18 protein-coding genes are annotated in these 23,550 nt (G+C 43.2%); 10 read left to right on the forward strand and 8 right to left on the reverse strand.

Translation table 11 applies throughout. The features are described 5' to 3' along the window. Positions 1–131: 131 nt before the first annotated feature. The 3 genes from OCU78_RS13210 to argC all read right to left on the reverse strand — a co-directional run bounded on the left by OCU78_RS13210 (position 132) and on the right by argC (position 3,267). On the reverse strand, positions 132–1,343 hold the full coding sequence (locus tag OCU78_RS13210) for an argininosuccinate synthase (protein ID WP_137375083.1): 1,212 nt from the start codon (positions 1,341–1,343) through the stop codon (positions 132–134). 119 nt (positions 1,344–1,462) lie between these two features. Next, positions 1,463–2,251 (reverse strand): acetylglutamate kinase, encoded by a 789-nt coding sequence (gene argB, locus OCU78_RS13215; protein ID WP_137375082.1) that lies wholly within the window; start codon positions 2,249–2,251, stop codon positions 1,463–1,465. An 11-nt stretch (positions 2,252–2,262) separates the two neighbouring features. Next, positions 2,263–3,267, reverse strand: coding sequence for an N-acetyl-gamma-glutamyl-phosphate reductase (gene argC / locus OCU78_RS13220; RefSeq protein WP_137375081.1), 1,005 nt, complete (start codon positions 3,265–3,267; stop codon positions 2,263–2,265). Between the two features lie 153 nt (positions 3,268–3,420). On the opposite strand from argC, the gene argE reads away from it, so the two are divergent. The 3 genes from argE (at position 3,421) to OCU78_RS13235 (ending at position 8,362) form a co-directional block, all read left to right on the forward strand. Further along, positions 3,421–4,557 carry an acetylornithine deacetylase gene (argE, locus tag OCU78_RS13225; RefSeq protein WP_137375080.1) on the forward strand — a complete coding sequence of 379 codons (1,137 nt, stop codon included), beginning with the start codon at positions 3,421–3,423 and terminating at the stop codon, positions 4,555–4,557. Positions 4,558–4,836: 279 nt separating this feature from the next. Continuing rightward, positions 4,837–7,467, forward strand: coding sequence for a phosphoenolpyruvate carboxylase (gene ppc, locus OCU78_RS13230; RefSeq protein ID WP_137375079.1), 2,631 nt, complete (start codon positions 4,837–4,839; stop codon positions 7,465–7,467). Between the two features lie 355 nt (positions 7,468–7,822). Next, positions 7,823–8,362, forward strand: coding sequence for a PadR family transcriptional regulator (locus tag OCU78_RS13235; protein ID WP_137375078.1), 540 nt, complete (start codon positions 7,823–7,825; stop codon positions 8,360–8,362). Between the two features lie 111 nt (positions 8,363–8,473). On the opposite strand, the gene metF is transcribed toward OCU78_RS13235, so the two are convergent. The 3 genes from metF to OCU78_RS13250 form a co-directional block, all read right to left on the reverse strand. Further along, on the reverse strand, positions 8,474–9,373 hold the full coding sequence (gene metF / locus OCU78_RS13240) for a methylenetetrahydrofolate reductase (protein WP_137375077.1): 900 nt from the start codon (positions 9,371–9,373) through the stop codon (positions 8,474–8,476). A gap of 286 nt (positions 9,374–9,659) precedes the next feature. Further along, entirely contained in the window at positions 9,660–12,071 is a 2,412-nt protein-coding gene (locus OCU78_RS13245) for a bifunctional aspartate kinase/homoserine dehydrogenase II (RefSeq protein ID WP_137375076.1), read from the reverse strand. Beyond that, positions 12,071–13,255, reverse strand: a complete 1,185-nt coding sequence (locus OCU78_RS13250) for an O-succinylhomoserine (thiol)-lyase (protein WP_137375075.1) — start codon at positions 13,253–13,255, stop codon at positions 12,071–12,073. The genes OCU78_RS13245 and OCU78_RS13250 overlap by 1 nt, the downstream gene beginning before the upstream one ends. A gap of 205 nt (positions 13,256–13,460) precedes the next feature. Between OCU78_RS13250 and metJ the strand changes: the two genes are divergently transcribed. After that, positions 13,461–13,781, forward strand: a complete 321-nt coding sequence (gene metJ / locus OCU78_RS13255) for a met regulon transcriptional regulator MetJ (protein WP_004415993.1) — start codon at positions 13,461–13,463, stop codon at positions 13,779–13,781. Positions 13,782–13,945: 164 nt separating this feature from the next. Here metJ and OCU78_RS13260 read toward each other — a convergent pair whose 3' ends face one another. Together OCU78_RS13260 and rpmE are read right to left on the reverse strand one after the other, a co-directional pair. Then, positions 13,946–15,256 carry a malic enzyme-like NAD(P)-binding protein gene (locus OCU78_RS13260; RefSeq protein ID WP_137375074.1) on the reverse strand — a complete coding sequence of 437 codons (1,311 nt, stop codon included), beginning with the start codon at positions 15,254–15,256 and terminating at the stop codon, positions 13,946–13,948. 211 nt (positions 15,257–15,467) lie between these two features. Next, positions 15,468–15,683: a 50S ribosomal protein L31 gene (rpmE, locus tag OCU78_RS13265; protein WP_137375073.1), complete on the reverse strand. Its 216-nt coding sequence runs from the start codon at positions 15,681–15,683 to the stop codon at positions 15,468–15,470. 344 nt (positions 15,684–16,027) lie between these two features. Here rpmE and priA point away from each other — a divergent pair, with 344 nt between their 5' ends. The 6 genes from priA to OCU78_RS13295 all read left to right on the forward strand — a co-directional run bounded on the left by priA (position 16,028) and on the right by OCU78_RS13295 (position 23,538). Beyond that, positions 16,028–18,229, forward strand: coding sequence for a primosomal protein N' (gene priA / locus OCU78_RS13270; protein WP_137375072.1), 2,202 nt, complete (start codon positions 16,028–16,030; stop codon positions 18,227–18,229). Positions 18,230–18,446: 217 nt separating this feature from the next. Beyond that, the gene (cytR, locus tag OCU78_RS13275) at positions 18,447–19,454 is read left to right on the forward strand and encodes a DNA-binding transcriptional regulator CytR (RefSeq protein WP_137375071.1); all 1,008 of its coding nucleotides are present in this window, start codon (positions 18,447–18,449) and stop codon (positions 19,452–19,454) included. Between the two features lie 111 nt (positions 19,455–19,565). Next, complete coding sequence (gene ftsN, locus OCU78_RS13280; RefSeq protein WP_137375070.1) at positions 19,566–20,105, forward strand: cell division protein FtsN; 540 nt, start codon at positions 19,566–19,568, stop codon at positions 20,103–20,105. A 275-nt stretch (positions 20,106–20,380) separates the two neighbouring features. Then, entirely contained in the window at positions 20,381–20,929 is a 549-nt protein-coding gene (hslV, locus tag OCU78_RS13285; RefSeq protein ID WP_137375069.1) for an ATP-dependent protease subunit HslV, read from the forward strand. Between the two features lie 164 nt (positions 20,930–21,093). Next, positions 21,094–22,431 (forward strand): HslU--HslV peptidase ATPase subunit, encoded by a 1,338-nt coding sequence (hslU, locus tag OCU78_RS13290; protein WP_137375068.1) that lies wholly within the window; start codon positions 21,094–21,096, stop codon positions 22,429–22,431. 189 nt (positions 22,432–22,620) lie between these two features. Then, the gene (locus OCU78_RS13295; protein ID WP_137375067.1) at positions 22,621–23,538 is read left to right on the forward strand and encodes a 1,4-dihydroxy-2-naphthoate polyprenyltransferase; all 918 of its coding nucleotides are present in this window, start codon (positions 22,621–22,623) and stop codon (positions 23,536–23,538) included. The last annotated feature ends 12 nt before the right edge of the window (positions 23,539–23,550 follow it).

Raw genomic sequence — 23,550 nt, forward strand, 5'->3', positions numbered from 1 at the left:
AGGCCGATGCCCATTTACTAAACAGATTGTTCAAGAAAAAAGCCCATTCACTATTTAAATAGTAAATGGGCTTCGGTATCTATATTTTCAAACTTTAGAATTAACGCAATACGTTAAGTCTTTATTCAGTTTTACTTTTGGCTATTCAATGCACGGATACGGCTTGATAGCGAGTAAAGACGGATGAAGCCTTCAGCGTGGCTTTGGTCGTAAACTTCATCTTCACCGAAGGTTGCAAACTCTTCTGAGTACAGGCTGTTGTCAGAACGCTTCTGAGTCACCGTTGCATGGCCTTTGTAAAGCTTGATAACCACTTCACCATTCACGTCTTGTGCTAGCTCATCTGTTGCTGCAAGAATTGACTTACATAACGGAGTGAACCAACGACCGTCGTATACAAGGTGAGAAGCCTTAACGCCTAGCTCTTCACGGAATTCGAATGCCGCTTTATCAAGAACCAGTTGCTCTACTGCACGCAGTGCTTCCATCATGATTGTGCCACCAGGAGTTTCGTAACAGCCACGAGACTTCATACCAACAAGACGGTTTTCTACGATATCGATACGACCAACACCGTGCTTAGCACCCTTCTCATTTAGGTAAACCAGTGCGTTGTATGGCGTCATTGTTTCGCCATCAACCGCTACCACTTCGCCTTTTTCAACTTTTAAAGTAACTGTTTCAGATTCGTTTGGCGCTTGCTCTGGGTCTACAGTCCAAGCCCAGCAATCTTCATCCGGTGCGTTCCATGTATTTTCTAGTACGCCACCTTCTGTAGAAATGTGCCATGCGTTTGCATCACGCGAGTAAATCTTAGTAAGAGAAGCTGTACAAGGAATGTTACGCTCAGCTAGGTAATCGAGACACTCTTCACGGCTCACAAGATCCCATTCACGCCAAGGTGCAATTACGTGTAGGTCAGGAGCAAGGGCTGCAAATGCACCCTCAAAACGAACTTGGTCATTACCTTTACCAGTACAGCCGTGACACAGTGCGTCTGCACCCACTTTACGAGCGATTTCAACCTGCGCTTTCGCGATAATTGGACGAGCCATCGAAGTACCTAATAGGTATTTGCCTTCGTAGTAAGCACCTGTTTTTAGCGTTGGGTAGATGTAGTCTGCAACCATCTCTTCTTTAAGGTCAGCGATGTAACATTCTGATGCACCTGAAGCTTTTGCTTTCTCTTCAATGCCAATTAGCTCTTCGTCGCCTTGACCAACATCCGCGACAAACGCAACAACTTCACAGTCATAGTTCTCTTTCAACCATGGAATGATTACTGATGTGTCTAGACCGCCAGAGTAGGCTACTACAACTTTCTTTACGTTAACTTTGCTCATTTTCTTTCTCCTAGTTTCCATACTGCACATGGCGGTCAGCGTTGGAAATGACTTTAATAGTTATATGCTTGTTCTAAATATCTTGTCTAAATTCTTTAAGTAGTGGCTCGTTGTAAGCCCTACTGAGGTAAAAACTGTGTTCCGATGCTTTTACCTGAAAAAAGTTGTGTCAGTTTCTCTGGGTATCGCCAAGTGGCAACTTCAATTGGTCGGCCAAGGTCGTTAGCGGCTTCTAGTGCGGCTTGAACCTTAACGATCATGCCGTCGGTAATTACTTTGCCTTTAATGAGGTCATCGGCTTGTTGCTGATTAAGACTTGGAATCAAGTGACCTTTGCCGTCTAATACGCCACTTACATCAGAAAGCAGTACCAGTTCAGCATCAAGCGCTCCTGCAACAGCAACCGCAGCTTGATCGGCATTGACGTTCATCAGTTGGCCTTGCTCAGTCAAACCAATCGAGCTAATGATTGGTAGTGCGCCAGCATTGAGGATTGCTTGTAGAACAGTTGAATCACCCGGCTCGGCTTTACCTACCGCACCCAATTCAGGGTTTAGCTCGCTGACTTTACATAAACCCCCATCCGCTAAGCTCAAACCAACAGCGTTCAAACCATCTTTAATTGCTTGCCCTTGAAGTAGCTTGTTCGCTGTACCTGCAAGAGCGCCGGCAATCAATGGAATTTGATCATAAGGGGTCACGCGTAGCCCCTCTTTTTTTACGGTTTCAAGGTTTAGCTTACTCATTAAGTCATCAACAAGGTAACCACCACCATGCACAATCACTATTGGGCGCTGAACTTGTTGTTGGTAAGTAGAAATAGCACCAAACACCTGAGTTAGCGTATCAGGAGAAGACAATGCAGCTCCGCCTAACTTTATGATTAATGGTTGATTATTAAGGCTCATATTAAGATTCCTTACACTAGCGCAGTTAATGACTGAAAGCCATACCGTAAATTTAAACACTGCATCGCTTGGCTAGATGCACCTTTTAACAAATTATCAATCGCAGACACTACGATGATATGTTGACCTTGAACCTTCCACCCTAAATCGCAAAATGGCGTGTTTTCAACGTCTTGAATTCTTGGCAACTTATCTTCAAGAATTCTGACCGCTGGCTTACCTTGATAAGCTTGCTCAAACGCTTGCTGAATTTGCTCTGTCGCCACGCCTTCAGCCAGCTTCATCGTAATGGTTGCTAGAATGCCACGCTTAAAGTTTCCAAGATGCGGGGTAAAAATCACATCACATCCTAAATGAGCAGCAATTTCAGGTTGATGACGGTGATTGAAAACACCATAAGGCTGTAAGCTCACTTCACAGAAGCTATTAACCATGCTCGCTTTGCGACCGGCACCTGTAACTCCACTGGTCGCATTAATCACTGGCCATTGGTTTTCATCAAGTAAGTTAGCGTCAACCAAAGGTTTGATTGCCAACTGTGAAGCCGTTGGATAACAACCCGCTACTGCGACTAGTTGAGCTTGTTTAATAGCGTCTTCATTCCACTCAGCTAAACCGTAAGCAGCTTTATCAAGCCATTGATCATGTTGATGCTCGAAACCGTAGAATTCTTGATAAAAATTTTCACCTTTCACTCTAAAAGCACCCGACAGGTCGAATACTTGGCAATCGTTCTCTAGAAAGATTGGCGCTAGGTCGTGACTTACTTCATGCGCAGTCGCTAAGAAAATTACATCAGACTGCTTTGCCACTTCTTCTGGGTTGATTAAAGGTTGCACTGGCATATCAATCAGCCCTGCTAACTTACCGTGAAGTGCCGCAATAGGTTTACCTGCGTCTACACTATTGGCTGAGACATATAAACCTGATAGCGTGAGCTCAGGGTGTCTATTTATCATTAGAGCCAGTTCTGCTCCTGTGTAGCCGCTTGCGCCAATGATCGTCGTTTTCAGCATCTCAACACATCCATTCTTGAGGTAAGTTACATTTCAAATTTGACTATTCATACTTAATTTTTAGCTTTATTTGATTTTTTATTCATTAAATATGATTTAATATGTGTTTTACCGCCTTATGGTTTTTCTGTCAATAGTAGAAGTGAAGATATTATGCAATTACCGAGTTTTCTTGAGGTCTATAAAGGCCTGATATCCACCGATTCAATTAGCTCAACAGAACCAAGTTGGGATCACGGCAATGCCAAAGTCATTGAAAAGCTAGCGCAATGGTTCAAAGACGTGGGTTTCAGCGTTGAAGTAATAGAAGTTGAACCAGGTAAACATAATATGATTGCCAAGATGGGCTCTGGTGAAGGAGGGTTACTTCTTGCAGGACACAGCGATACCGTCCCTTTTGATGAAGGACGTTGGAATTTCAATCCTCATGCATTAACAGAACACAACAACCGCTTTTATGGGTTAGGCACTACAGATATGAAAGGCTTTTTTGCTTTCATCTATGAAGCCGTAAAAAAAATGGATTGGAGTAACCAAACCAAGCCACTTTATGTTTTGGCAACGTGTGATGAAGAAACCACGATGCTGGGCGCTCGACATTTTACTGAAAGTGCTCCTTTTAAACCGGATTACTGCATCATTGGTGAGCCAACAAGCCTAGTGCCAATTCGGGGTCATAAAGGACACGTTGCCAATGCTGTACGTGTCACTGGCAAGTCAGGTCACTCTTCAGATCCCGCCTTAGGTGTTAATGCCATCGAAATTATGCATGAAGTGCTGTTTGCGCTAATGCAACTGAGAGATAAGTTAGTTAAAGAGTACCATCACCCCGGCTTTGCAATTCCAAGCCCCACCCTAAACCTTGGTCATATTCACGGAGGCGATAGTGCTAACCGTATCTGTGGCTGTTGTGAACTGCATTATGATGTTCGTCCTTTACCGGGCATCAGCCTAGATGGTTTGGATAACATGCTGCGTGGTGCGCTTAAAGAAGTAGAAGCAAAATGGCCAGGAAGAATTGAGATAACGCCATTGCATGAACCAATCCCGGGGTACGAGTGCCAACACGACCATCCATTTATTGGTGGAATGGAATCAGTGTGTGGGATTGAATCACAAACCGTGAACTACTGTACTGAAGCGCCTTTCTTGCAAGAGCTTTGCCCAACGCTAGTACTGGGACCAGGTTCAATTGACCAAGCCCATCAACCTGATGAGTTCTTAAGTTTTGACTTCATCGACCCAACAATTGATGTACTCAGTAAATCAATACGTAAATATTGTTTCTAGTTATTACCAGTTTCTAAGTTAAGAACAAAAATAGAGATCACTCGCATAAAAACGATCCTCAAATAGGTCGCTTTTATGCTGTTTTTCCCTTTCCCACTTAGAAGTTGTAATTAAATTTCAATTTATTCCTATATCAAAACAAATTTATCACTTCTTCATTTTCCAAAACCAATAATTGCAAACTTAGAATGCTTTATTTGACTAGATACAGCACTTTTCGCTAGATTGTGTACTTAGCAAGGAACAATGGATGTAATTTTTTTACGAGGCAGGATGACAATGAACGAGAAATACGCCGCTCTCAAGAGTAACGTAAGCATGCTGGGACGCTTGCTCGGTAACACTATCCAAGACGCACATGGTGACGTAATCTTAGAGAAAGTAGAGACAATACGTAAACTTTCCAAGTCAGCCAGAGCAGGTAACCAAGCTGATCGTGACAGCCTGATTGAAGAAATAAAAAACCTGCCGAATGAACAGCTAACCCCTGTGGCACGCGCATTTAACCAATTCTTAAATCTCACAAACATGGCAGAGCAGTACCATACTATTTCTCGCCATTGTGAAGAGCACGTTTGCGAACCAGACGCGCTACAATCTTTATTTTCAAAGCTTAGCCAAAACAAAATCAGTAAGTTGGATGCGGCACAAGCAGTACGCGATTTAAATATCGAACTCGTACTGACGGCTCACCCAACCGAAATCACTCGTCGCACGATGATCAACAAACTCGTTAAAATTAACGAATGTTTGTCGAAGCTAGAGCTAAGTGACTTATCAAACAAAGAACGCGTTAAAACTGAACGTCGTCTAGAGCAATTAATCGCTCAAGGTTGGCACTCAGATGTAATCCGTCAGCAACGTCCAACACCGCTTGATGAAGCTAAATGGGGCTTTGCAGTCGTTGAAAACTCACTATGGGAAGCAGTACCTGATTTTCTACGTGATATGGATGAGCGCGTTAAAGGCTACTTTGGCGAAGGTCTACCTATTGATGCTCGCCCTGTGCACTTTTCTTCTTGGATGGGTGGTGACCGTGACGGAAACCCATTTGTCACTCATACCATTACCAAAGAAGTACTTCGTTTATCTCGCTGGAAAGCCGCTGATCTCTATTTAGGTGATGTCAATGAACTGATCACTGAATTATCAATGACAAAGTGCAATGACACCGTTCGTGCATTAGCTGGCGATGAACACGAAGCTTATCGTGCCATCCTAAAAGGTCTGCGTACTCTTCTTGGTGATACGCTTGAAGTGTTAGATGCTGAGATTCATCACGCTGACGTTCCTAAAAAGCCGACATTACAAAACATTGATCAGCTTTGGGTTCCTCTTCACGCCTGCTACCAATCTCTGCATGAGTGCGGCATGGGTGTTATCGCAGATGGTTCACTACTTGATACCCTACGTCGAATTAAAGCATTTGGAGTACATCTAGTTCGCTTAGATGTTCGCCAAGAAAGTACGCGTCACTCTGATGTTCTTTCTGAACTGACTCGTTACCTTGGCATTGGTGATTATGACCAATGGAGTGAGCAAGACAAAATTGCTTTCTTAACCAATGAATTAAGTTCTAAACGCCCTCTTCTTCCACGAGAATGGGAACCATCAGAACAAGTTAAAGAGGTTTTAGACACCTGTAAGATTATTGCAGCTCAACCTCGTGAAGCTTTCGGTGCTTACGTTATTTCAATGGCTCGTACTGCGTCTGATGTACTGGCGGTTCACCTACTTCTTCAAGAGTCTGGCTGTCCTTATCGCATGGACGTATGTCCGTTGTTTGAAACTTTAGATGACTTAAATAACTCTGAAGCCGTTATCAAGCAACTAATGGGCATCGACTTATACCGAGGCTTTATCCAAAACCATCAAATGGTCATGATTGGTTACTCTGATTCTGCAAAAGATGCTGGTGTGATGTCTGCAGGCTGGGCTCAATATGACGCAATGGATAAGCTGGTTAAAGTGTGTGAAGACGAAGGTATTGAACTGACATTATTCCATGGTCGTGGCGGAACAGTTGGTCGTGGTGGCGCTCCTGCGCATGCTGCCCTACTTTCTCAGCCACCTCAAAGCTTAAAAGGCGGGTTACGCGTAACGGAACAAGGTGAAATGATCCGCTTTAAGCTGGGGTTACCTGAAGTAGCCGTTAACAGCTTTAATATATACGCTAGTGCTATTTTAGAAGCGAATCTTCTGCCACCACCAGAGCCAAAACAAGAATGGCGCGATCTGATGAATGTGCTTTCAGAAGTGTCTTGTGAAGCTTACCGTAATGTTGTTCGTGGTGAAGAAAAGTTTGTTCCTTACTTCCGCCAAGCTACGCCTGAGTTAGAGCTAGGTAAACTGCCTCTTGGCTCTCGACCAGCAAAACGTAACCCTAACGGTGGAGTTGAAAGCTTACGTGCGATCCCTTGGATATTCTCTTGGAGCCAAAACCGCTTGGTTCTACCCGCATGGCTAGGTGCTGGTGAAGCGATTCAATATTCAGTAGACCAAGGCCATCAAGCTCTTTTAGAAGAGATGTGTCGCGAATGGCCATTCTTTTCTACGCGTTTAGGTATGCTAGAGATGGTTTATTCTAAGTGCAATTTAGAAATCGCGAAGTATTACGATCAACGACTTGTTGATGAGTCACTACTACCTCTTGGTGAATTGCTTCGTGAACAACTGCAAAAAGACATTAAAGCAGTATTGAACGTTGAGAATAACGAAAACTTGATGCAAAGCGACCCATGGGGTCTTGAATCAATACGCCTTCGTAATATCTACGTTGAGCCACTAAACATGCTTCAAGCTGAGTTGTTATACCGAACTAGAAAATGTGAAACTCCACCGCCAGAGCTAGAAGAAGCCCTAATGGTGACGATTGCAGGTATTGCAGCAGGTATGCGAAATACCGGATAGCCAGTGATTAACACTAAAATAAAGACAAAAGGTCGCCACGTGCGACCTTTTTATTTTGTAAAATAACCACTATTGAGTTTTCTATCAGTTTTTTGGGTTATTTTGTCCATGTATTCCACTTTATGCTTATTATTTAGATATAATACCGCTCCGCTGTGAAAACACTCCTATCAAAATATTCCACAGCACTAGGTAAGGAAACTTACCGCGCTAGGTGACAAACGGCTTTATAAGGTGACATAACCAACGAAACACGTTGGTGTTGCTTAGACATATACCAACATATCGTGCCATTAGAAGCACACTTGATGTTTAAGCATTAGTTTACTGTTTATTGACCATTTGGATTAAAGACATGTCATTACCACACGTAATCTTAACTGTTTTAAGTACGCGCGATGCTACTGGTTACGATATAACAAAAGAGTTTTCATCAAGCATTGGCTACTTCTGGAAAGCAAGCCACCAACAAGTTTATCGCGAGCTAAATAAAATGGCTCAAAATGAACAAGTAACTTGTGTGCTTGAACCTCAAGAAGGCAAACCTGATCGTAAAGTTTATTCTATCACCGACGCCGGTCGTGGCGCTTTAGGTGAATGGTTTGAACAACCAACTGCGCACCCAACAGTACGTGATGAGTTCTCAGCTAAGCTAATGGCTTGTGCTGTTCAACCATCAGATGCATACCGTATTCAACTGACTGAACTTGTAGAAGAGTCTCGTAAGCTAGTTTCTCACTACAAAGAAATTGAAGCAGCATACTACGCGACACCAGCGACATTAGATAAGCAAGCTCGTCTAGAGCGCTTAACACTGCGTCGTAACCTACTTATCCGTGAGGCATGGATTGTGTGGGCTGACGAGGTTTTGCTTGAACTAGGTGCAATGGCATAACGCTCTTCCCTGTTCAGATTGTATCGCTGTTAGCTGAATAGCGACTGTCTAAAAAGATAAAAGGCTTGAACTCTTAGAGTCCAAGCCTTTTTTGTATCTAAAGAATATGGATTAAACAGCTACCACTTGTGGTCGAACACCTAATGTATGGCACAGTGCATAAGTCATTTCTGCACGGTTCAGTGTATAAAAGTGAAAATCTTTCACACCTTCACGACTTAGAGTACGAACCATATCAATCGCTTGGCTAGCACCTACAAGTTGACGAGTCGTTGGATCATCATCCAAGCCTTGGAACTGCTGCGCCATCCAGCCTGGTACTTTCACATTATTCATCGCAGCAAAACGGGAAGCTTGTTTAAAGTTAGATACTGGTAAAATGCCCGGTACGATTTCAACATCAATTCCTGCTGCCACACAACGGTCACGGAAACGTAGATAGCTTTCAACATCAAAGAAGAATTGAGTAATAGCACGGTTAGCACCGGCATCAACTTTACGTTTCAAGTTAATAAGGTCAGATTGAGCACTTTTTGCTTCAGGGTGCACTTCAGGGAAAGCTGCAACAGAGATATCAAAGTCGTGACGGGATTTCAGTAAATTGACTAAATCAGACGCGTACATCTCAGGAGCACCGCCACCTTCAGGAATATCACCACGTAGCGCAACAATACTCTGAATGCCATTCGCCCAGTAATCGTCAGCAATCTGGATCAGTTCATCACGACTTGCATCGATACATGTTAAGTGTGGCGCTGCTACCAAACCTGTCTGGTTTTTGATTTCTTTAATAATAGAGTGAGTACGATCACGCTCGCCAGAGTTTGCTCCATAAGTTACTGAAACAAATTTAGGTTGAAGAGTTTTCAAGCGGTGAACAGAATTCCACAGCGTTTCTTCCATCTTTTCACTACTCGGTGGAAAAAACTCAAATGACACGTTTATATTATCTGAAAGCTCAGCAATATTTTGATTCAAAGCGTCGATATGACCTGCGTGCGTATATCCCATCTTACTCTCCCTGTGGCAAAAGCAACCACTAAATATTTTCAAATCCTTAGCGACGTTTAGACGTCTATATGTCTCCAGAATGTATTGAATACGATTTAATGTCAACTGATCCATTATGAATTTTTTTCAAGTAGATCGTGAGTAAAGCTCAAGAAGAAGGTCAGAGCTTGAGAATAGATAATCACCGAAAAGAAACAAAAAAGCTGAAAGTAAATGAATTCTACTTTCAGCCATATTTATGGGTTATTGCGGCTTGGTTAATCAGAACAATCAACCATTAAAGGTATTAAAATAAGCTAGACATACGATTCAAATCGGACTGAATTGCTCCTGCTGTCACCTCTCGACCAGCGCCAGGTCCGCGAATCACTAAGGGATTATCTTTGTACCATTTGCTCTCGATCGCAAAAATATTATCGCATGGCAGTAAGTTCGCTAACGCATGCTCTTTAGATAAAGCCTCTACGCCTACCGTTGCTTTACCATTTTTTTCAAGACGAGCAACATAACGAAGTACTTTCTGTTGTGATTGAGCTTTAGTTAAACGCTCTGCCAATTCATCACTTAGCAACGAAGCTTTATCGAAGAAGTCATCTACAGACAAATCTTGTAGCTCCTTCGGCACTAAAGACTCTACTTTCACGTTTTCAGGTTCAATATCTAGCCCTGACTCACGTGCTAAAATCACTAGCTTACGCATCACATCAGATCCATCTAAATCAGCTCGAGGGTCTGGTTCAGTTAAACCTTGCTGCCATGCTAGATCTACCAATTCACTAAATGGAACGCTGCCATCAAATTGCTGAAACAGCCAAGACAAAGTACCAGAGAAGATTCCTGAAAGAGCAATAATATCATCACCACTTTCACGTAAATCTCGAACTGTATGGTTAATCGGTAACCCTGCCCCTACTGTTGCATTATATAACCAGTGGCGACTGATTTTAGAAAAAGCATCTTGGACTTGATGATAATATTCACTGGATGCTGAACCTGCCACTTTATTTGCAGAGATCAGGTGAACCCCTTGTTTAGCGATATCTAAATATTTATCAGCAAGCAATTTGCTGGCTGTGACATCTAATACAACCGCTTCATCATAACCCTGTATTTCGCCTAAACGCTCAAGCCAGTCACTGCCGTTATTATTTACCGCTTCATCTGAGAAACAAGTAAGCACAGTGCTAGGGTCGATGCCCTGCTCATCAAACCAATAAGTTTGACTATCAATCACTGCCACTAAATCAAAGCTCATACCACGGCGCTTTTCTAGTTCAGCTTTCTGTTCTGCAAATAAACTTAACCAACTCGAACCAATGTTTCCTTTCCCGCACAGTGCGATAGCAACTCGTTTCTGTGCTTGGAATAATTGGGAATGGACACCTTTTACTAAAATAGATGTGTCAGCTTTGCGCATCACTGCAACCAAGCTTAACCCAGAAGAAGCCTCTGAGATAAACTCTACCGGTGAGTCTTTTAACTGCTGGTAAAAACCATAGCAATGATTCGGGTTTTTCGTCACACCCGCTCCAACCGCAGCCACCAAAGAGAAGCCTTCTTTAAGTTTAATCTCGCCTTCTACCGCATGGTCTTGTAAGTATTCTAAAGCACCACCAGCAATTTCTTCAGTGTACGCCAAGCGAATACAATATTGGTCTGGTTGTAATTCATACGCTAGCGGTTCTAATTGAGCGCGCTTCAACCCTTCGAGTACATCGGTAGTCAAACGCTCAAAATCGTGCCCGTGACCAAACGTCACTTGGATCAATAAAACTTCATCCAGAGACGTAATAATTTTCGCACCACGACCGGAAGCCAATACACGCTCAATTTGAGTGGAGCCCGATTCTGGTTGATAACTGCAACGTAAACTTAAATCCATCGCACTTTGAGCAACAGGCTGTAAGGTTCTGCTATGTAAAACAGGAGCAGCAAGTCGGGCTAATTCACTGGCTTCATCCAAACGAAGTAAAGGCAATAAACACGCATCCGATACTAGCCTTGGATCAGCACTGTAAACGCCGGCTACATCGCTCCAAATCGTGACTCGGTCGACTTCAGCTAACGCACCAATAACCGTTGCAGAGTAATCTGAACCATTACGGCCTAAAAGAACGGTTTCGCCTTCGCAGTTTTGAGCCATGAAGCCCGTAATCACAACCCGACAATGTGTATGTTGCGCCAGCACTTCTTTAATTAAAGCGTAAGAGCGCGAGCGATCAACTTCTGGCTGTGTTCCCGCTTCAGCTCGTAAGAATTCACGAGCGTCCTGCGCGATAGCTTGTAAATCATTCTGAGAAAGAAGTTCAGCAAGTAACCTTGAAGACCAGACCTCACCATGACCTAGCACTTGAGACTTTTGCGCTTCAGTCAGTGGGGCATTCAATTCACCTAATGCTGTGAATTCCGCTTGAACCAAACCAAGATGATGAGCGGCTTGATCGCCTTCTAACAACTCTTCAATTAAATTCAGCTGGAATTGACGTAATGACTGTAGGCATTCATGTGCTAAACGCCCATCTTTATCTAGTGCTTCTAAGAACTCGATTAAACGATTAGTCGTTTTACCAGCAGCGGAGACCACAACCAAATCAGTCGCGCTTGAATACTCTTTCAAAATATTCACAACTCGCTGATAGCATTCTGGGTTAGCTAAACTACTTCCACCAAATTTATGCAGTTGGCGTAAAACACTCATTAGCTCGCTTCCCCATTCTCGATGAAGTTATGTGTCTTAAGAAACGCTTGGTTTAGATCTTCAATAAGATCGCCCGCGTCTTCTAAACCTACAGACAAACGTAGAAGTTGCTGAGATACACCCGCTTCAGCCAAAGCAACTTGCCCCATTGCACGGTGAGTCATAGAAGCTGGATGACAAATCAAACTTTCAACACCACCTAAAGATTCAGCCAACGAGAACAGCTCTAGCTCACCAACAAAAAACTTCAACGCTTCAAAAGATCCTGCGAACTCAAAGCTCAGCATAGAACCAAAGCCTAACTGCTGCTTTTTGGCAATTTCATGACCAGGGTGATCAGGTAAGCTTGGGTGATAAATAGTGCCGACTAAATCTTGCTGCTGAAGCGCTGTTAAAATTTCACGAGAGCTTTCTTCATGTACACGCATACGAGCGCCTAAAGTACGAATACCACGTAAAGTCATGTAGCTATCAAATGGCGTACCTGTTGCGCCTATACAGTTGCCCCACCATCCTAATTCTTCAGCATGCTCTTCCGTTTTAGTGATGACCACACCACCAATTACATCTGAGTGACCGTTAATGTATTTAGTTGTGGAGTGAATAACAAAGTCAGCACCTAGCTCTAGAGGCTTTTGGAACACAGGTGTCAAAAACGTATTATCGACAGCCACTAACGCTCCGACCTCTTTTGCTTTACGACACGTTTCTGCGATATCGACCACTCGCACTAGAGGGTTAGAAGGTGTTTCAAGTAGGATTAATTTGGGCTTGAGAGCAATCGCTGCATCTAATGCGGTTTGATCCGACTGATCAACAAACAGGACTTTGAAGTCCCCTTTTTGAGAACGTGTATTAAACAGTCTGTACGTTCCACCGTAGCAGTCGTGTGGAGCAACAATTAAATCGTCACCACTTAGAAATGCAGACACCCACAAGTTCAATGCTGATGTACCGCAATTGGTCACAACGGCACCCTTTCCTGATTCCAGTTCGAAGAGCGCTGTTTCTAATAACCCACGGTTCGGGTTGCCCGATCTCGTATAGTCATATTTAGGCACTTCACCAAAAGCGGGAAAACCATAATTTGTCGAAAGATAAATTGGTGGAACAACGGCATGGTGTTGAGTGTCTGACTCAATACCGGTTCGAACGGCAATTGTGGCTGGCTTCCGGCTGCTCATAGGTGTTTCCTTACAAATTGGGTTCAGGATATAACAGCTGCTTGTCGGCGTTTTGCAGCTGTGTTAGATATATGTTATTCACTTTACTGCCATAAACATAAGACGTCAACACTTCTAGACGTCCATATGTCTTTGCTTATGGCGGTAAATCCCGCTAAAATCACCTTCTAAATTAATCTAACTACAAAAATGATGAAGGTACACAATGGCAGATTGGAATGGTGAGTACATAAGCCCATATGCTGAGCATGGAAAGAAAAGCGAACAAGTAAAGAAAATTACGGTTTCTATCCCTCTAAAAGTATTAAAGGTGCTAACTGATGAACGTACTCGTCGTCAGATAAACAACTTACGCCATGCCACAAACAGTGAATTGCTATGTGAAGCCTTTCTTCATGCCTACACTGGTCAACCGTTACCTACGGATGAAGACCTACGTAAAGACCGCCCAGACGATATCCCTGCTGAAGTGAAAAAACTAATGACAGAAATGGGTATCGAATTCGAAGCGTTTGACGAAGAATAAAAATAAATCACGTCGATGCCCTTCATATTTTCATTTGCTTGTGACAATAGTTTGAAACTAACTTCTGTATTTCAAGTGTAAGCTTGTCATACCAAGATACAAAAAAGCCGAATCATGCTTCCATGATTCGGCTTTTTTATGAGTTCAATGCTAAAGACGTAACATTAAGCCATATAATTTTCAGGCATCTCGATACGAGCAACACCAGATTCAACTGCAGCTTGTGCTACCGCTTTCGCTACGCGAGGCAATAAACGTGGATCCATTGGCTTCGGAATAATGTAATCCATACCAAATGTCAGTGCATCAGCTCCCGCCGCTTTTAATACTTCAGCAGGAACTTCTTCTTTTGCTAGTTCACGAATCGCCGTGACTGCTGCCAGTTTCATCTCATCGTTGATTTCACTAGCTCGCACATCTAGCGCACCACGGAAGATAAACGGAAAGCAAAGCACATTATTAACTTGGTTCGGGTAATCGCTACGACCTGTACCCATGATTAAGTCATTACGCACTTCATGAGCAAGCTCTGGCTTAATTTCTGGATCTGGATTTGAGCATGCAAATACAACAGGCTTATCAGCCATCAGCTTCAAAGATTCTGCTGGTAATAAGTTAGGACCCGATACACCCAAGAATAAGTCAGCACCTTCAATCACATCTTCCAGCGTTCGCTTGTCTGTGTTGTTAGCAAAAAGCTGTTTGTATTCGTTTAGGTCGTCACGGCGAGTGTGGATCACACCCTTACGATCTAGCATGTAGATTTTTTCACGCTGAGCGCCACACTTAATCAGTAGCTCCATACACGCTACAGCCGCCGCGCCCGCACCTAAACAAACAATCTTACATTCTTCTAGCTGCTTACCTTGAAGTTCGATGGCATTCAGCATACCTGCAGCCGTTACGATAGCAGTACCATGTTGGTCATCATGGAATACAGGCACATCACAACGTTCGATAAGACGACGTTCAATCTCAAAACAGTCTGGTGCTTTAATATCTTCTAAATTGATGCCACCAAAAGTATCTGCGATGTTCGCTACCGTGTCGACAAACTCATCGATTGTGCGGTGTTTTACTTCAATATCGATAGAATCTAAACCAGCAAAACGTTTAAACAGAAGAGCTTTACCTTCCATTACAGGCTTAGAAGCGATAGGACCAAGGTTACCTAAACCCAAAATCGCAGTACCGTTAGAGATAACTGCAACCATGTTGCCTTTACCTGTGTACTTATAAACGTTATCAACATTCTGTGCGATTTCTCGAACAGGCTCAGCTACACCTGGGCTGTATGCTAAAGCAAGGTCTTCAGCTGAATTTGCCGGCTTAGTCAGCTCAACGGCAATTTTACCTGGAATAGGGAATTCATGATAATCAAGAGCTTGCTGGCGAAATTGTTCTTGAGCAGATAATTTTTCTTCTGCTGATAATGGCTCTTTTGAAGATTGAGCCTGGCGAGTGTCGTCTGACATGAGCGTAGGTTTCCTAAGATATTATTATTTGGGGGAATCCTCTTCATGTTAATAGATGTACTTCAAAGTTCCTAGGTGGTTTACCTATCAGTCTCACTAAAAAACGAGATTTGACTACTAATAAGACCAGTGAACAGTTGAAATCTCTAAATGGCAGGCAACAAAAAAGGACACCGAAGTGTCCTTTTGGATGTCTATATAGCGAGTATTACTACTTGCTAGAAAGAGCACCGAAACGCTTGTTAAAGCGATCAACACGGCCGCCAGTATCTACGATACGTTGCTTACCAGTGTAGAATGGGTGACATTTGTCACATACGTCTAGGTGAATACCAGCTTTACCTAGAGTAGAGTTGAATTCAAATGTGTTGCCGCAAGAGCAAGTAGCTGTAACAGCTTTGTATTCTGGGTGGATTCCAGCTTTCATGGGATAACCTCAATTAGGCCGTGTCGCCATCCGATTCTAAGCCGGACACCACACGTAGTTAAAAAATAATTAAAAGTACCGCTTCGTAACACAAGGATACAAAGCCATACCTTCAAGGCGCAGTATAGTAATGAATCTGAGAAGTAGGATCAACTGATTTGATACATTTTTCACCAACCTTTTTTTCCTTCTATATTAAAAGCCAATATCAGTTCTTCTCTAACATCGCTAAGCCATTAAAAAACACAGCCTTTATGAAGCGATACCAAACTGTTTCTCGAATTTCATGGGCTTATCCTTTAGACTGTTTCGTCATTTCCTATTCAAAATAAAGCTGTCACTTTATGCGCCCAACTATCGCCCGTGTCGCACTACCAGTCCCTTTAGATAAGCAGTTTGACTACAAAATACCTAGTCACCTGTTCCCTATTATTGGCGGTCGTGTATCTGTACCTTTTGGGCGTCAAACATTAACAGGCATAGTCACAGCTCTAGTCAATGAATCCGAATTTAGCTTAGACAAGCTCAAACCAATTAAAGCGTTGTTGGACAATCAACCCGTTTGGTCTGACTCGGTTTATTCTTTGTTAGTTTGGTGCAGTCAGTTTTATCAGTACCCTCTTGGGGAAACGTTCGCCAATGCATTACCTTCTGCTTTACGTAAAGGTAAAGATGCAGATTTTGCCACCTTGGTTGAATGGCAGCTGACACCTCAAGGTAAAGATCAGTTAATGCTAGGTTTTGGGCGTGCCGTTAAGCAAGCAAAAGTCATGAGAATGCTGGAAAACGGATCCGTGCCCCATCAAGAATTTATTGATGAGGAAGTGGGAAGCGCGGTTTTAAAAACACTTCAAGAAAAGGGCTGGATTGAGTCTCTTGAAAAAAAGCCGATGCGTATCGCTTGGTCTAAAGAACTAGAAAACGACCACGACAAGCCAAAGCTCAATGAAGAACAAGCCATTGCTATCGCGACCGTCAATAGCCAGACAGATTTTGGCTGCTTTTTGCTTGAAGGTGTCACTGGCTCAGGGAAAACTGAAGTTTACTTGAACATGATTAAGCCAATTTTAGAGCAAGGTAAACAAGCGCTTGTTCTTGTTCCTGAAATTGGATTAACGCCACAAACCATTAACCGATTCAAACGACGCTTTAATGTGCCTGTCGAGGTAATTCACTCTGGGCTTAATGATACTGAACGTCTTAATGCTTGGCTGTCAGCCCGTGATAAAATAGCAGGAATCGTAATAGGCACTCGCTCAGCACTGTTCACCCCTTTTTCTGATCTAGGTATCATCATTGTTGATGAAGAACATGACGCATCCTACAAGCAACAAGACAGCCTTCGTTATCATGCTAGAGATGTGGCGATAATGCGTGCGCATAAAGCACAAATACCGGTAGTCCTCGGCTCTGCTACTCCTGCATTTGAAACCCTTCATAACGCTCAAACCGGTAAGTATCACTATTTAAGACTAACCAACCGAGCGGGGGTCGCGCTTCCTACGACCAACAAAGTGCTGGATGTGAAGGGGGAATATTTAGAAAGTGGATTATCAGCTTCATTGATTGCAGAAATGCAACGTCATTTGCAGTCTGGCAACCAAGTCATGTTGTTTTTAAACCGCCGTGGTTTTTCTCCTGCTTTAATGTGTCACGAATGTGGTTGGACGGCAGAATGTAAACGCTGTGATGCTTATTATACTTATCATCAAAACAGCAATGAAATGCGTTGCCACCACTGTGGTTCCCAACAGCATGTTGTACACCATTGCCAAGGTTGTGGTTCAACCCAACTAGTAACACATGGCGTGGGTACCGAACAATTGGAAACCCAGTTAGGGCACCTATTCCCTGACTATAAAACAATACGAATTGATAGAGACAGCACTCGCCGTAAAGGCAGCTTAGAAACAGCATTAGAATCCATACGTAAAGGTGAGTTCCAAATACTTATCGGAACGCAGATGCTCGCTAAAGGGCACCACTTTCCAGATGTAACTTTAGTTGCCCTACTCGATGTCGATGGTTCACTTTATAGCAGTGACTTTCGAGCCTCAGAACGACTCGCCCAGTTATTCATTCAAGTCGCGGGACGTGCAGGTCGTGCCAGTAAACCTGGGGAAGTGATCTTACAAACCCATCACCCTGAGCATGGCTTGCTGCAAGCTTTACTACACAAAGACTATAACCACTTTGCGCAAACTGCCTTAGCCGAACGTAAACAGGCTATGCTGCCTCCTTATACTTTCATGACGTTATTTAGAGCTGAAGCCAACGATCCATATTTGGTGGAAGATTTTTTACGTCAGGTTCGTCATACCCTTGAAGCACATCCACTTTATGATGGGTTTTGTATGGTGCTCGGGCCAACGCCCGCACCTTTAGCAAAACGTGCAGGAAAGTCACGCTGGCAATTAGTTTTGCAAACTCAAACTCGTTCATTAATGCAAAAGTTATTAATGAGTGCGAAACCAGCTATCAATATGTTACCAACTGCAAAAAAAGTACGCTGGTCGATCGATATAGAGCCTCAAGATCTCAGTTAAAAGTATGCGGTGCTTCAGAGATTTCAGTTTTCTCGTGAGCTACTTCACACGAGTCGTGTAATTTTTGTTAATCTACCCGTAACTTTATGTGCTCTAAATGAATAGTATATTTCAAGCACATAAGTGTAAGCATTGCTTTCATGGAAGTTAATCAATTAAAAGAATAATGATTGCCGATTTCAGTGGCATACAAAGGAATTTAAAGAGGGTTTAATTTATGGCGACAATGAAGGATGTTGCCCAGCTTGCAGGGGTTTCTACAGCGACAGTATCAAGAGCGCTTATGAACCCGGAAAAAGTATCATCTTCAACTCGTAAACGCGTTGAAAATGCCGTACTTGAAGCTGGATACTCACCTAACTCGTTAGCTAGAAACTTACGTCGCAACGAATCTAAAACCATAGTAACTATTGTCCCAGACATCTGTGACCCTTACTTTACGGAAATTATCCGTGGGATTGAAGATGCTGCGGTTGAACACGGATACCTTGTGTTACTTGGCGATAGTGGACAACAAAAGAAGCGTGAGAGCTCTTTTGTAAATTTAGTGTTCACCAAACAAGCTGATGGCATGTTGTTACTCGGTACAGATCATCCATTTGACTTAAGTAAACCCGAGCAAAAGAATTTACCTCCCATGGTAATGGCTTGTGAGTTTGCCCCAGATCTTGAGCTTCCGACTGTCCATATAGACAACTTAACGTCTGCATTTGAAGCCGTGAACTATCTCACTCAACTTGGTCATAAGCGTATAGGGCAAATTTCAGGTCCAACGTCTGCGACACTCTGTCAATTTCGTCAGCAAGGTTACCAGCAAGCACTACGCCGAGCAGGTATCACAATGAACCCTGCCTATGGCACGGTTGGCGATTTTACTTTTGAAGCTGGCGCGCAATCGATTCGCCAACTGCTCGCACTGCCAGAACCTCCAACTGCTATCTTCTGTCACAACGATGCTATGGCTATCGGTGCGATTCAAGAAGCGAAGAAGTTAGGTCTACGCGTTCCACAAGACCTTTCAGTTGTAGGCTTCGATGACATTAAATTCGCACAATACTGCGATCCACCGCTCACCACTATTTCACAACCTCGCTACGAGATCGGTCGTCAGGCGATGCTAATGATGCTGGACGTATTGAAAGGCAATGATGTTCAAGCTGGTTCCCGCTTGCTTGAAACAGAGTTGATCGTACGAGGAAGTACAGCTCCACCACGCATTCAATAGAAAAGCACTTCTTTGCGGCACATTTTGATGTGCCGCTTCCATTTCTACACTATTATCCACTCGCGATCTGGATTACCATGAAAGTTGAATCATCAACTGTTGAAATGCTCAGTGGCCAATAAAGATTACGCAAGACGCGGTCGTGGAACAAAGAAGCCGACCAAAAAGACAGCCCCTCGCCGTAAGCCTTGGCGTAGTGGTCTTTTAGCGATCCTACTAGCTAGTGGGTTCGGTTATGGATTATACCTGCTTAGCACAGACCCAGAGCCACCAGCACCTACACCTGTGGTGACAAAACCCAAGCCGAAACCTAAAGCTGCGAAACCTATTCCACCGCCTCCAGAAGAAAAGTGGGATTACGTTGAAACGCTGCCAAGCCGCCAAGTTGAAGTAAAAGCAAAAGAGCAGAAGAAATCTGACATTCCTTACATCATGCAGTGTGGTGCGTACAAAACACTGAAACAAGCGGAAGCACGCAAGTTAGATATCGCTTTCCAAGGTATCAACAGTAAAGTTCGCAAAAAAGAAAACAGCAGTTGGTACCGAGTAGTGCTTGGACCTTACGATTTAAAACGCGATGCTGAGCGCGACCGACATAAGCTACAACGAGCTAAAATTGAGCCGTGTGCTATTTGGAAAGAAACCCAATAGTGGTATTTCAGTGAGCACAAAAATACCTCAACTAAAGTATCAACCTCTTAAAAGCCTTCCTTGCGAAGGCTTTTATCTTTTAAGCGCCCTCAAGCATTATCCCCCAGCACTTTACTGCTTCTTTCACTTTCATCTCAAAGATCTCTCCTAACTTTATTCTTACGTTCATTTACACATCTATTTGATTTCTGAGTTGTGCGTTTCCTTGAATTATCGGCTCTTTATCCTCATATAACCTGTATACCCAAAAGACAAAAAAACAAGAGGCCCTACTCGTGACTACCATTGTATCTGTACGTCGTAATAATAAAGTCGTCATCGCGGGTGATGGACAAGTATCTTTAGGCAATACAGTGATGAAGGGCAATGCCCGTAAAGTTCGCCGCCTATATAACAACCAAGTACTGGCAGGTTTTGCTGGCGGTACTGCCGATGCTTTCACGCTATTCGAAAAATTTGAAAGCAAACTGCAAATGCACCAAGGTCATTTAACAAAAGCAGCCGTTGAGCTTGCTAAAGACTGGCGCAGTGATCGCGCACTTCGCAAGCTAGAAGCTTTACTAGCGGTTGCGGATGAAACAGCATCATTGATCATCACAGGTAATGGCGATGTTGTGCAGCCTGAAAACGACCTCATTGCCATTGGCTCTGGTGGTAACTTTGCGCAAGCAGCCGCGACAGCTCTGCTTGAAAATACCGATTTAGATGCTCGTGAAATAGCAGAGAAGTCACTCACTATTGCTGGTGACATCTGCGTATTCACAAACCATCACCACACTGTTGAAGAGCTTGAAAGCACTGTTGAACTGCCTAAGCCTGAATAATCAGCCGCATCTTCAATATGTCTGAGCACAAATAGCTCATGCGTACATAAGCTCATTTATGTATATGACTTATACGCAAACCAAGTATGAAGTTAACGCCCAACAGCCGAACTGTTATTTTGATATTCAATTACAGTCGTGATTAAAAGAATTAAGGAAACACCATGTCTGAGATGACTCCTCGTGAAATCGTTCACGAACTTAACCGCCACATCATTGGTCAAGATAACGCCAAGCGCTCAGTTGCAATCGCACTACGTAACCGCTGGCGTCGCATGCAGCTTGAAGAAAGCTTGCGCGTTGAAGTATCTCCAAAAAATATTCTAATGATTGGTCCAACAGGTGTTGGTAAAACTGAAATTGCGCGCCGTTTAGCAAAACTGGCGAACGCACCGTTCATCAAAGTTGAAGCAACGAAATTCACTGAAGTTGGTTATGTTGGTAAAGAAGTTGAAACCATCATTCGTGACTTAACAGACGTTGCAATCAAAATGACTCATCAGCAAGCAATGGAAAAAGTACAATTCCGCGCTGAAGAACAAGCTGAAGAACGCGTACTAGATGCCCTACTTCCACCAGCACGTGATGCTTGGGGTCAAAATGAGCAATCAGAAGACACAAGCTCATCAAACACTCGTCAAATCTTCCGCAAGAAATTACGCGAAGGAAAGTTAGACGACAAAGAGATTGAAATCGACGTTGCCGCTCCGCAAATGGGCGTGGAAATAATGGCTCCTCCGGGCATGGAAGAAATGACTAACCAGCTACAAGGTATGTTCCAAAACCTTGCTGGTGACACCAAGAAAAAGCGCAAGCTGAAAATCAAAGATGCTTTAAAAGCACTGACTGAAGAAGAAGCTGCAAAATTAGTTAATCAAGAAGAACTGAAAGAAAGCGCGATTTATAACGTTGAAAACAATGGCATTGTGTTCATTGATGAAATCGATAAAATTTGTAAGCGCGGAGATAGTTCTGGCCCTGATGTTTCTCGTGAAGGTGTTCAGCGCGATCTATTGCCATTAATTGAAGGCAGTACCGTTTCAACAAAACATGGCATGGTGAAAACAGACCATATCTTGTTTGTTACATCTGGTGCATTCCAAGTAGCGAAACCGTCTGACCTTATTCCTGAACTACAAGGTCGTTTACCGATTCGTGTAGAGCTTGAAGCGCTTTCAAGTAACGACTTCAAACGTATCCTAACTGAGCCAAAAGCATCTCTGACAGAACAGTACATCGCGCTCATGAAGACAGAAGATGTTGATGTTGATTTCACAGAAGATGGCATCACACAAATTGCAGATGCTGCATGGCAAGTCAATGAGACAACAGAGAACATTGGTGCTCGTCGTCTTCATACCGTTATGGAGCGTCTAATGGATGAAATTTCATTCGAAGCAACAGACAAACCTGGTACAAAACTAACTATCGATGCTGAGTACGTGAAAGCGAAATTAGGTGGTTTTGTAGAAGATGAAGATTTAAGTCGCTTCATCCTGTAGCACAAAAAAGTCGAACATTTGCGTTATCGCAAAGAAATGACGGCTAATGACATTAATAAGAGCCCACTTCCGAGTGGGCTTTTTAATACCCAAAAAATGAGCGTATACTGAAATCACTGTATGACACCATATACTTACCACTAAAGCTCACCGCTAATGAAGGTGAACTGATAAAGAAATGTATCTACGATGAAACAATCTCTACTGATTTGGCTTGATGCCGCACGACCAAAAACTCTGCCATTGGCACTTGTCTCTATTCTTACCGGGAGTAGCTTGGCATTTTCCTCGGATCAGTTCTCACTTTCGATCGCTTTATTGGCTTTCCTTACCGCTACCCTTTTACAGATATTATCCAACCTCGCCAATGACTATGGCGATGCTGTTAAAGGTACTGACAACGATAATCGATTAGGTCCAGTAAGAGCCATGCAATCTGGCGCAGTAAACGCCAAAACAATGAAGCAAGCGATCATTTTGAACATCATATTTACCATGGTGGCGGGCTTGGTTTTAATTTTCCACGCACTAAGCACACTGGAAAGTATTTTGTCGTTTATCGCATTAGGTGTTCTCGCCATTGTCGCGGCTATTGCTTATACAGTAGGAAACAAGCCTTACGGCTACATTGGGTTAGGCGACTTATCTGTCTTTATCTTCTTTGGTTTACTTGGCGTATCCGGCACCTACTTCTTACACACTGGGAATGTTGAGCCTAGCTTGTTTCTGCCTGCTTTAGGTTGTGGCTTAATGGCTGTCGCGGTCCTTAATATCAATAACATGCGTGATATTGAAAATGACAGCGAATGCGGAAAACGCACCATGGCTGTTCGTCTCGGTCAAACAAAAGCTAAGCACTATCATTTCTTATTATTAGGCAGTGCCATTGTTGCCTTCTCTGCTTACTTAGTTATCCAAGAAAAGCCTCTTTGGATAAGTTTGCCATTTTTACTGAGCATTATCGCCGTCTATAAACACGGTAAAGCCGTTTGGAATACTCAAAAACCAGCCCAAATTGCCCCTATGATGCCGGTCATTGTTAAGTGTTCATTAATTACCAACCTATTATTTGCAGGAGTTGTTGTAGCTCAAACTCTGCTCAGTTAATTATGGGGAATG

The organism is Vibrio gallaecicus, from assembly GCF_024347495.1.
Taxonomy (GTDB): domain Bacteria; phylum Pseudomonadota; class Gammaproteobacteria; order Enterobacterales; family Vibrionaceae; genus Vibrio; species Vibrio gallaecicus.

Coding starts and splice junctions, on each gene's coding strand:
- OCU78_RS13210 (WP_137375083.1), bottom strand. CDS start 1,343: ATGAGCAAAGTTAACGTAAAGAAAGTTGTAGTAGCCTACTCTGGCGGT.
- argB (WP_137375082.1), bottom strand. CDS start 2,251: ATGAGCCTTAATAATCAACCATTAATCATAAAGTTAGGCGGAGCTGCA.
- argC (WP_137375081.1), bottom strand. CDS start 3,267: ATGCTGAAAACGACGATCATTGGCGCAAGCGGCTACACAGGAGCAGAA.
- argE (WP_137375080.1), top strand. CDS start 3,421: ATGCAATTACCGAGTTTTCTTGAGGTCTATAAAGGCCTGATATCCACC.
- ppc (WP_137375079.1), top strand. CDS start 4,837: ATGAACGAGAAATACGCCGCTCTCAAGAGTAACGTAAGCATGCTGGGA.
- OCU78_RS13235 (WP_137375078.1), top strand. CDS start 7,823: ATGTCATTACCACACGTAATCTTAACTGTTTTAAGTACGCGCGATGCT.
- metF (WP_137375077.1), bottom strand. CDS start 9,373: ATGGGATATACGCACGCAGGTCATATCGACGCTTTGAATCAAAATATT.
- OCU78_RS13245 (WP_137375076.1), bottom strand. CDS start 12,071: ATGAGTGTTTTACGCCAACTGCATAAATTTGGTGGAAGTAGTTTAGCT.
- OCU78_RS13250 (WP_137375075.1), bottom strand. CDS start 13,255: ATGAGCAGCCGGAAGCCAGCCACAATTGCCGTTCGAACCGGTATTGAG.
- metJ (WP_004415993.1), top strand. CDS start 13,461: ATGGCAGATTGGAATGGTGAGTACATAAGCCCATATGCTGAGCATGGA.
- OCU78_RS13260 (WP_137375074.1), bottom strand. CDS start 15,256: ATGTCAGACGACACTCGCCAGGCTCAATCTTCAAAAGAGCCATTATCA.
- rpmE (WP_137375073.1), bottom strand. CDS start 15,683: ATGAAAGCTGGAATCCACCCAGAATACAAAGCTGTTACAGCTACTTGC.
- priA (WP_137375072.1), top strand. CDS start 16,028: ATGCGCCCAACTATCGCCCGTGTCGCACTACCAGTCCCTTTAGATAAG.
- cytR (WP_137375071.1), top strand. CDS start 18,447: ATGGCGACAATGAAGGATGTTGCCCAGCTTGCAGGGGTTTCTACAGCG.
- hslU (WP_137375068.1), top strand. CDS start 21,094: ATGTCTGAGATGACTCCTCGTGAAATCGTTCACGAACTTAACCGCCAC.
- OCU78_RS13295 (WP_137375067.1), top strand. CDS start 22,621: ATGAAACAATCTCTACTGATTTGGCTTGATGCCGCACGACCAAAAACT.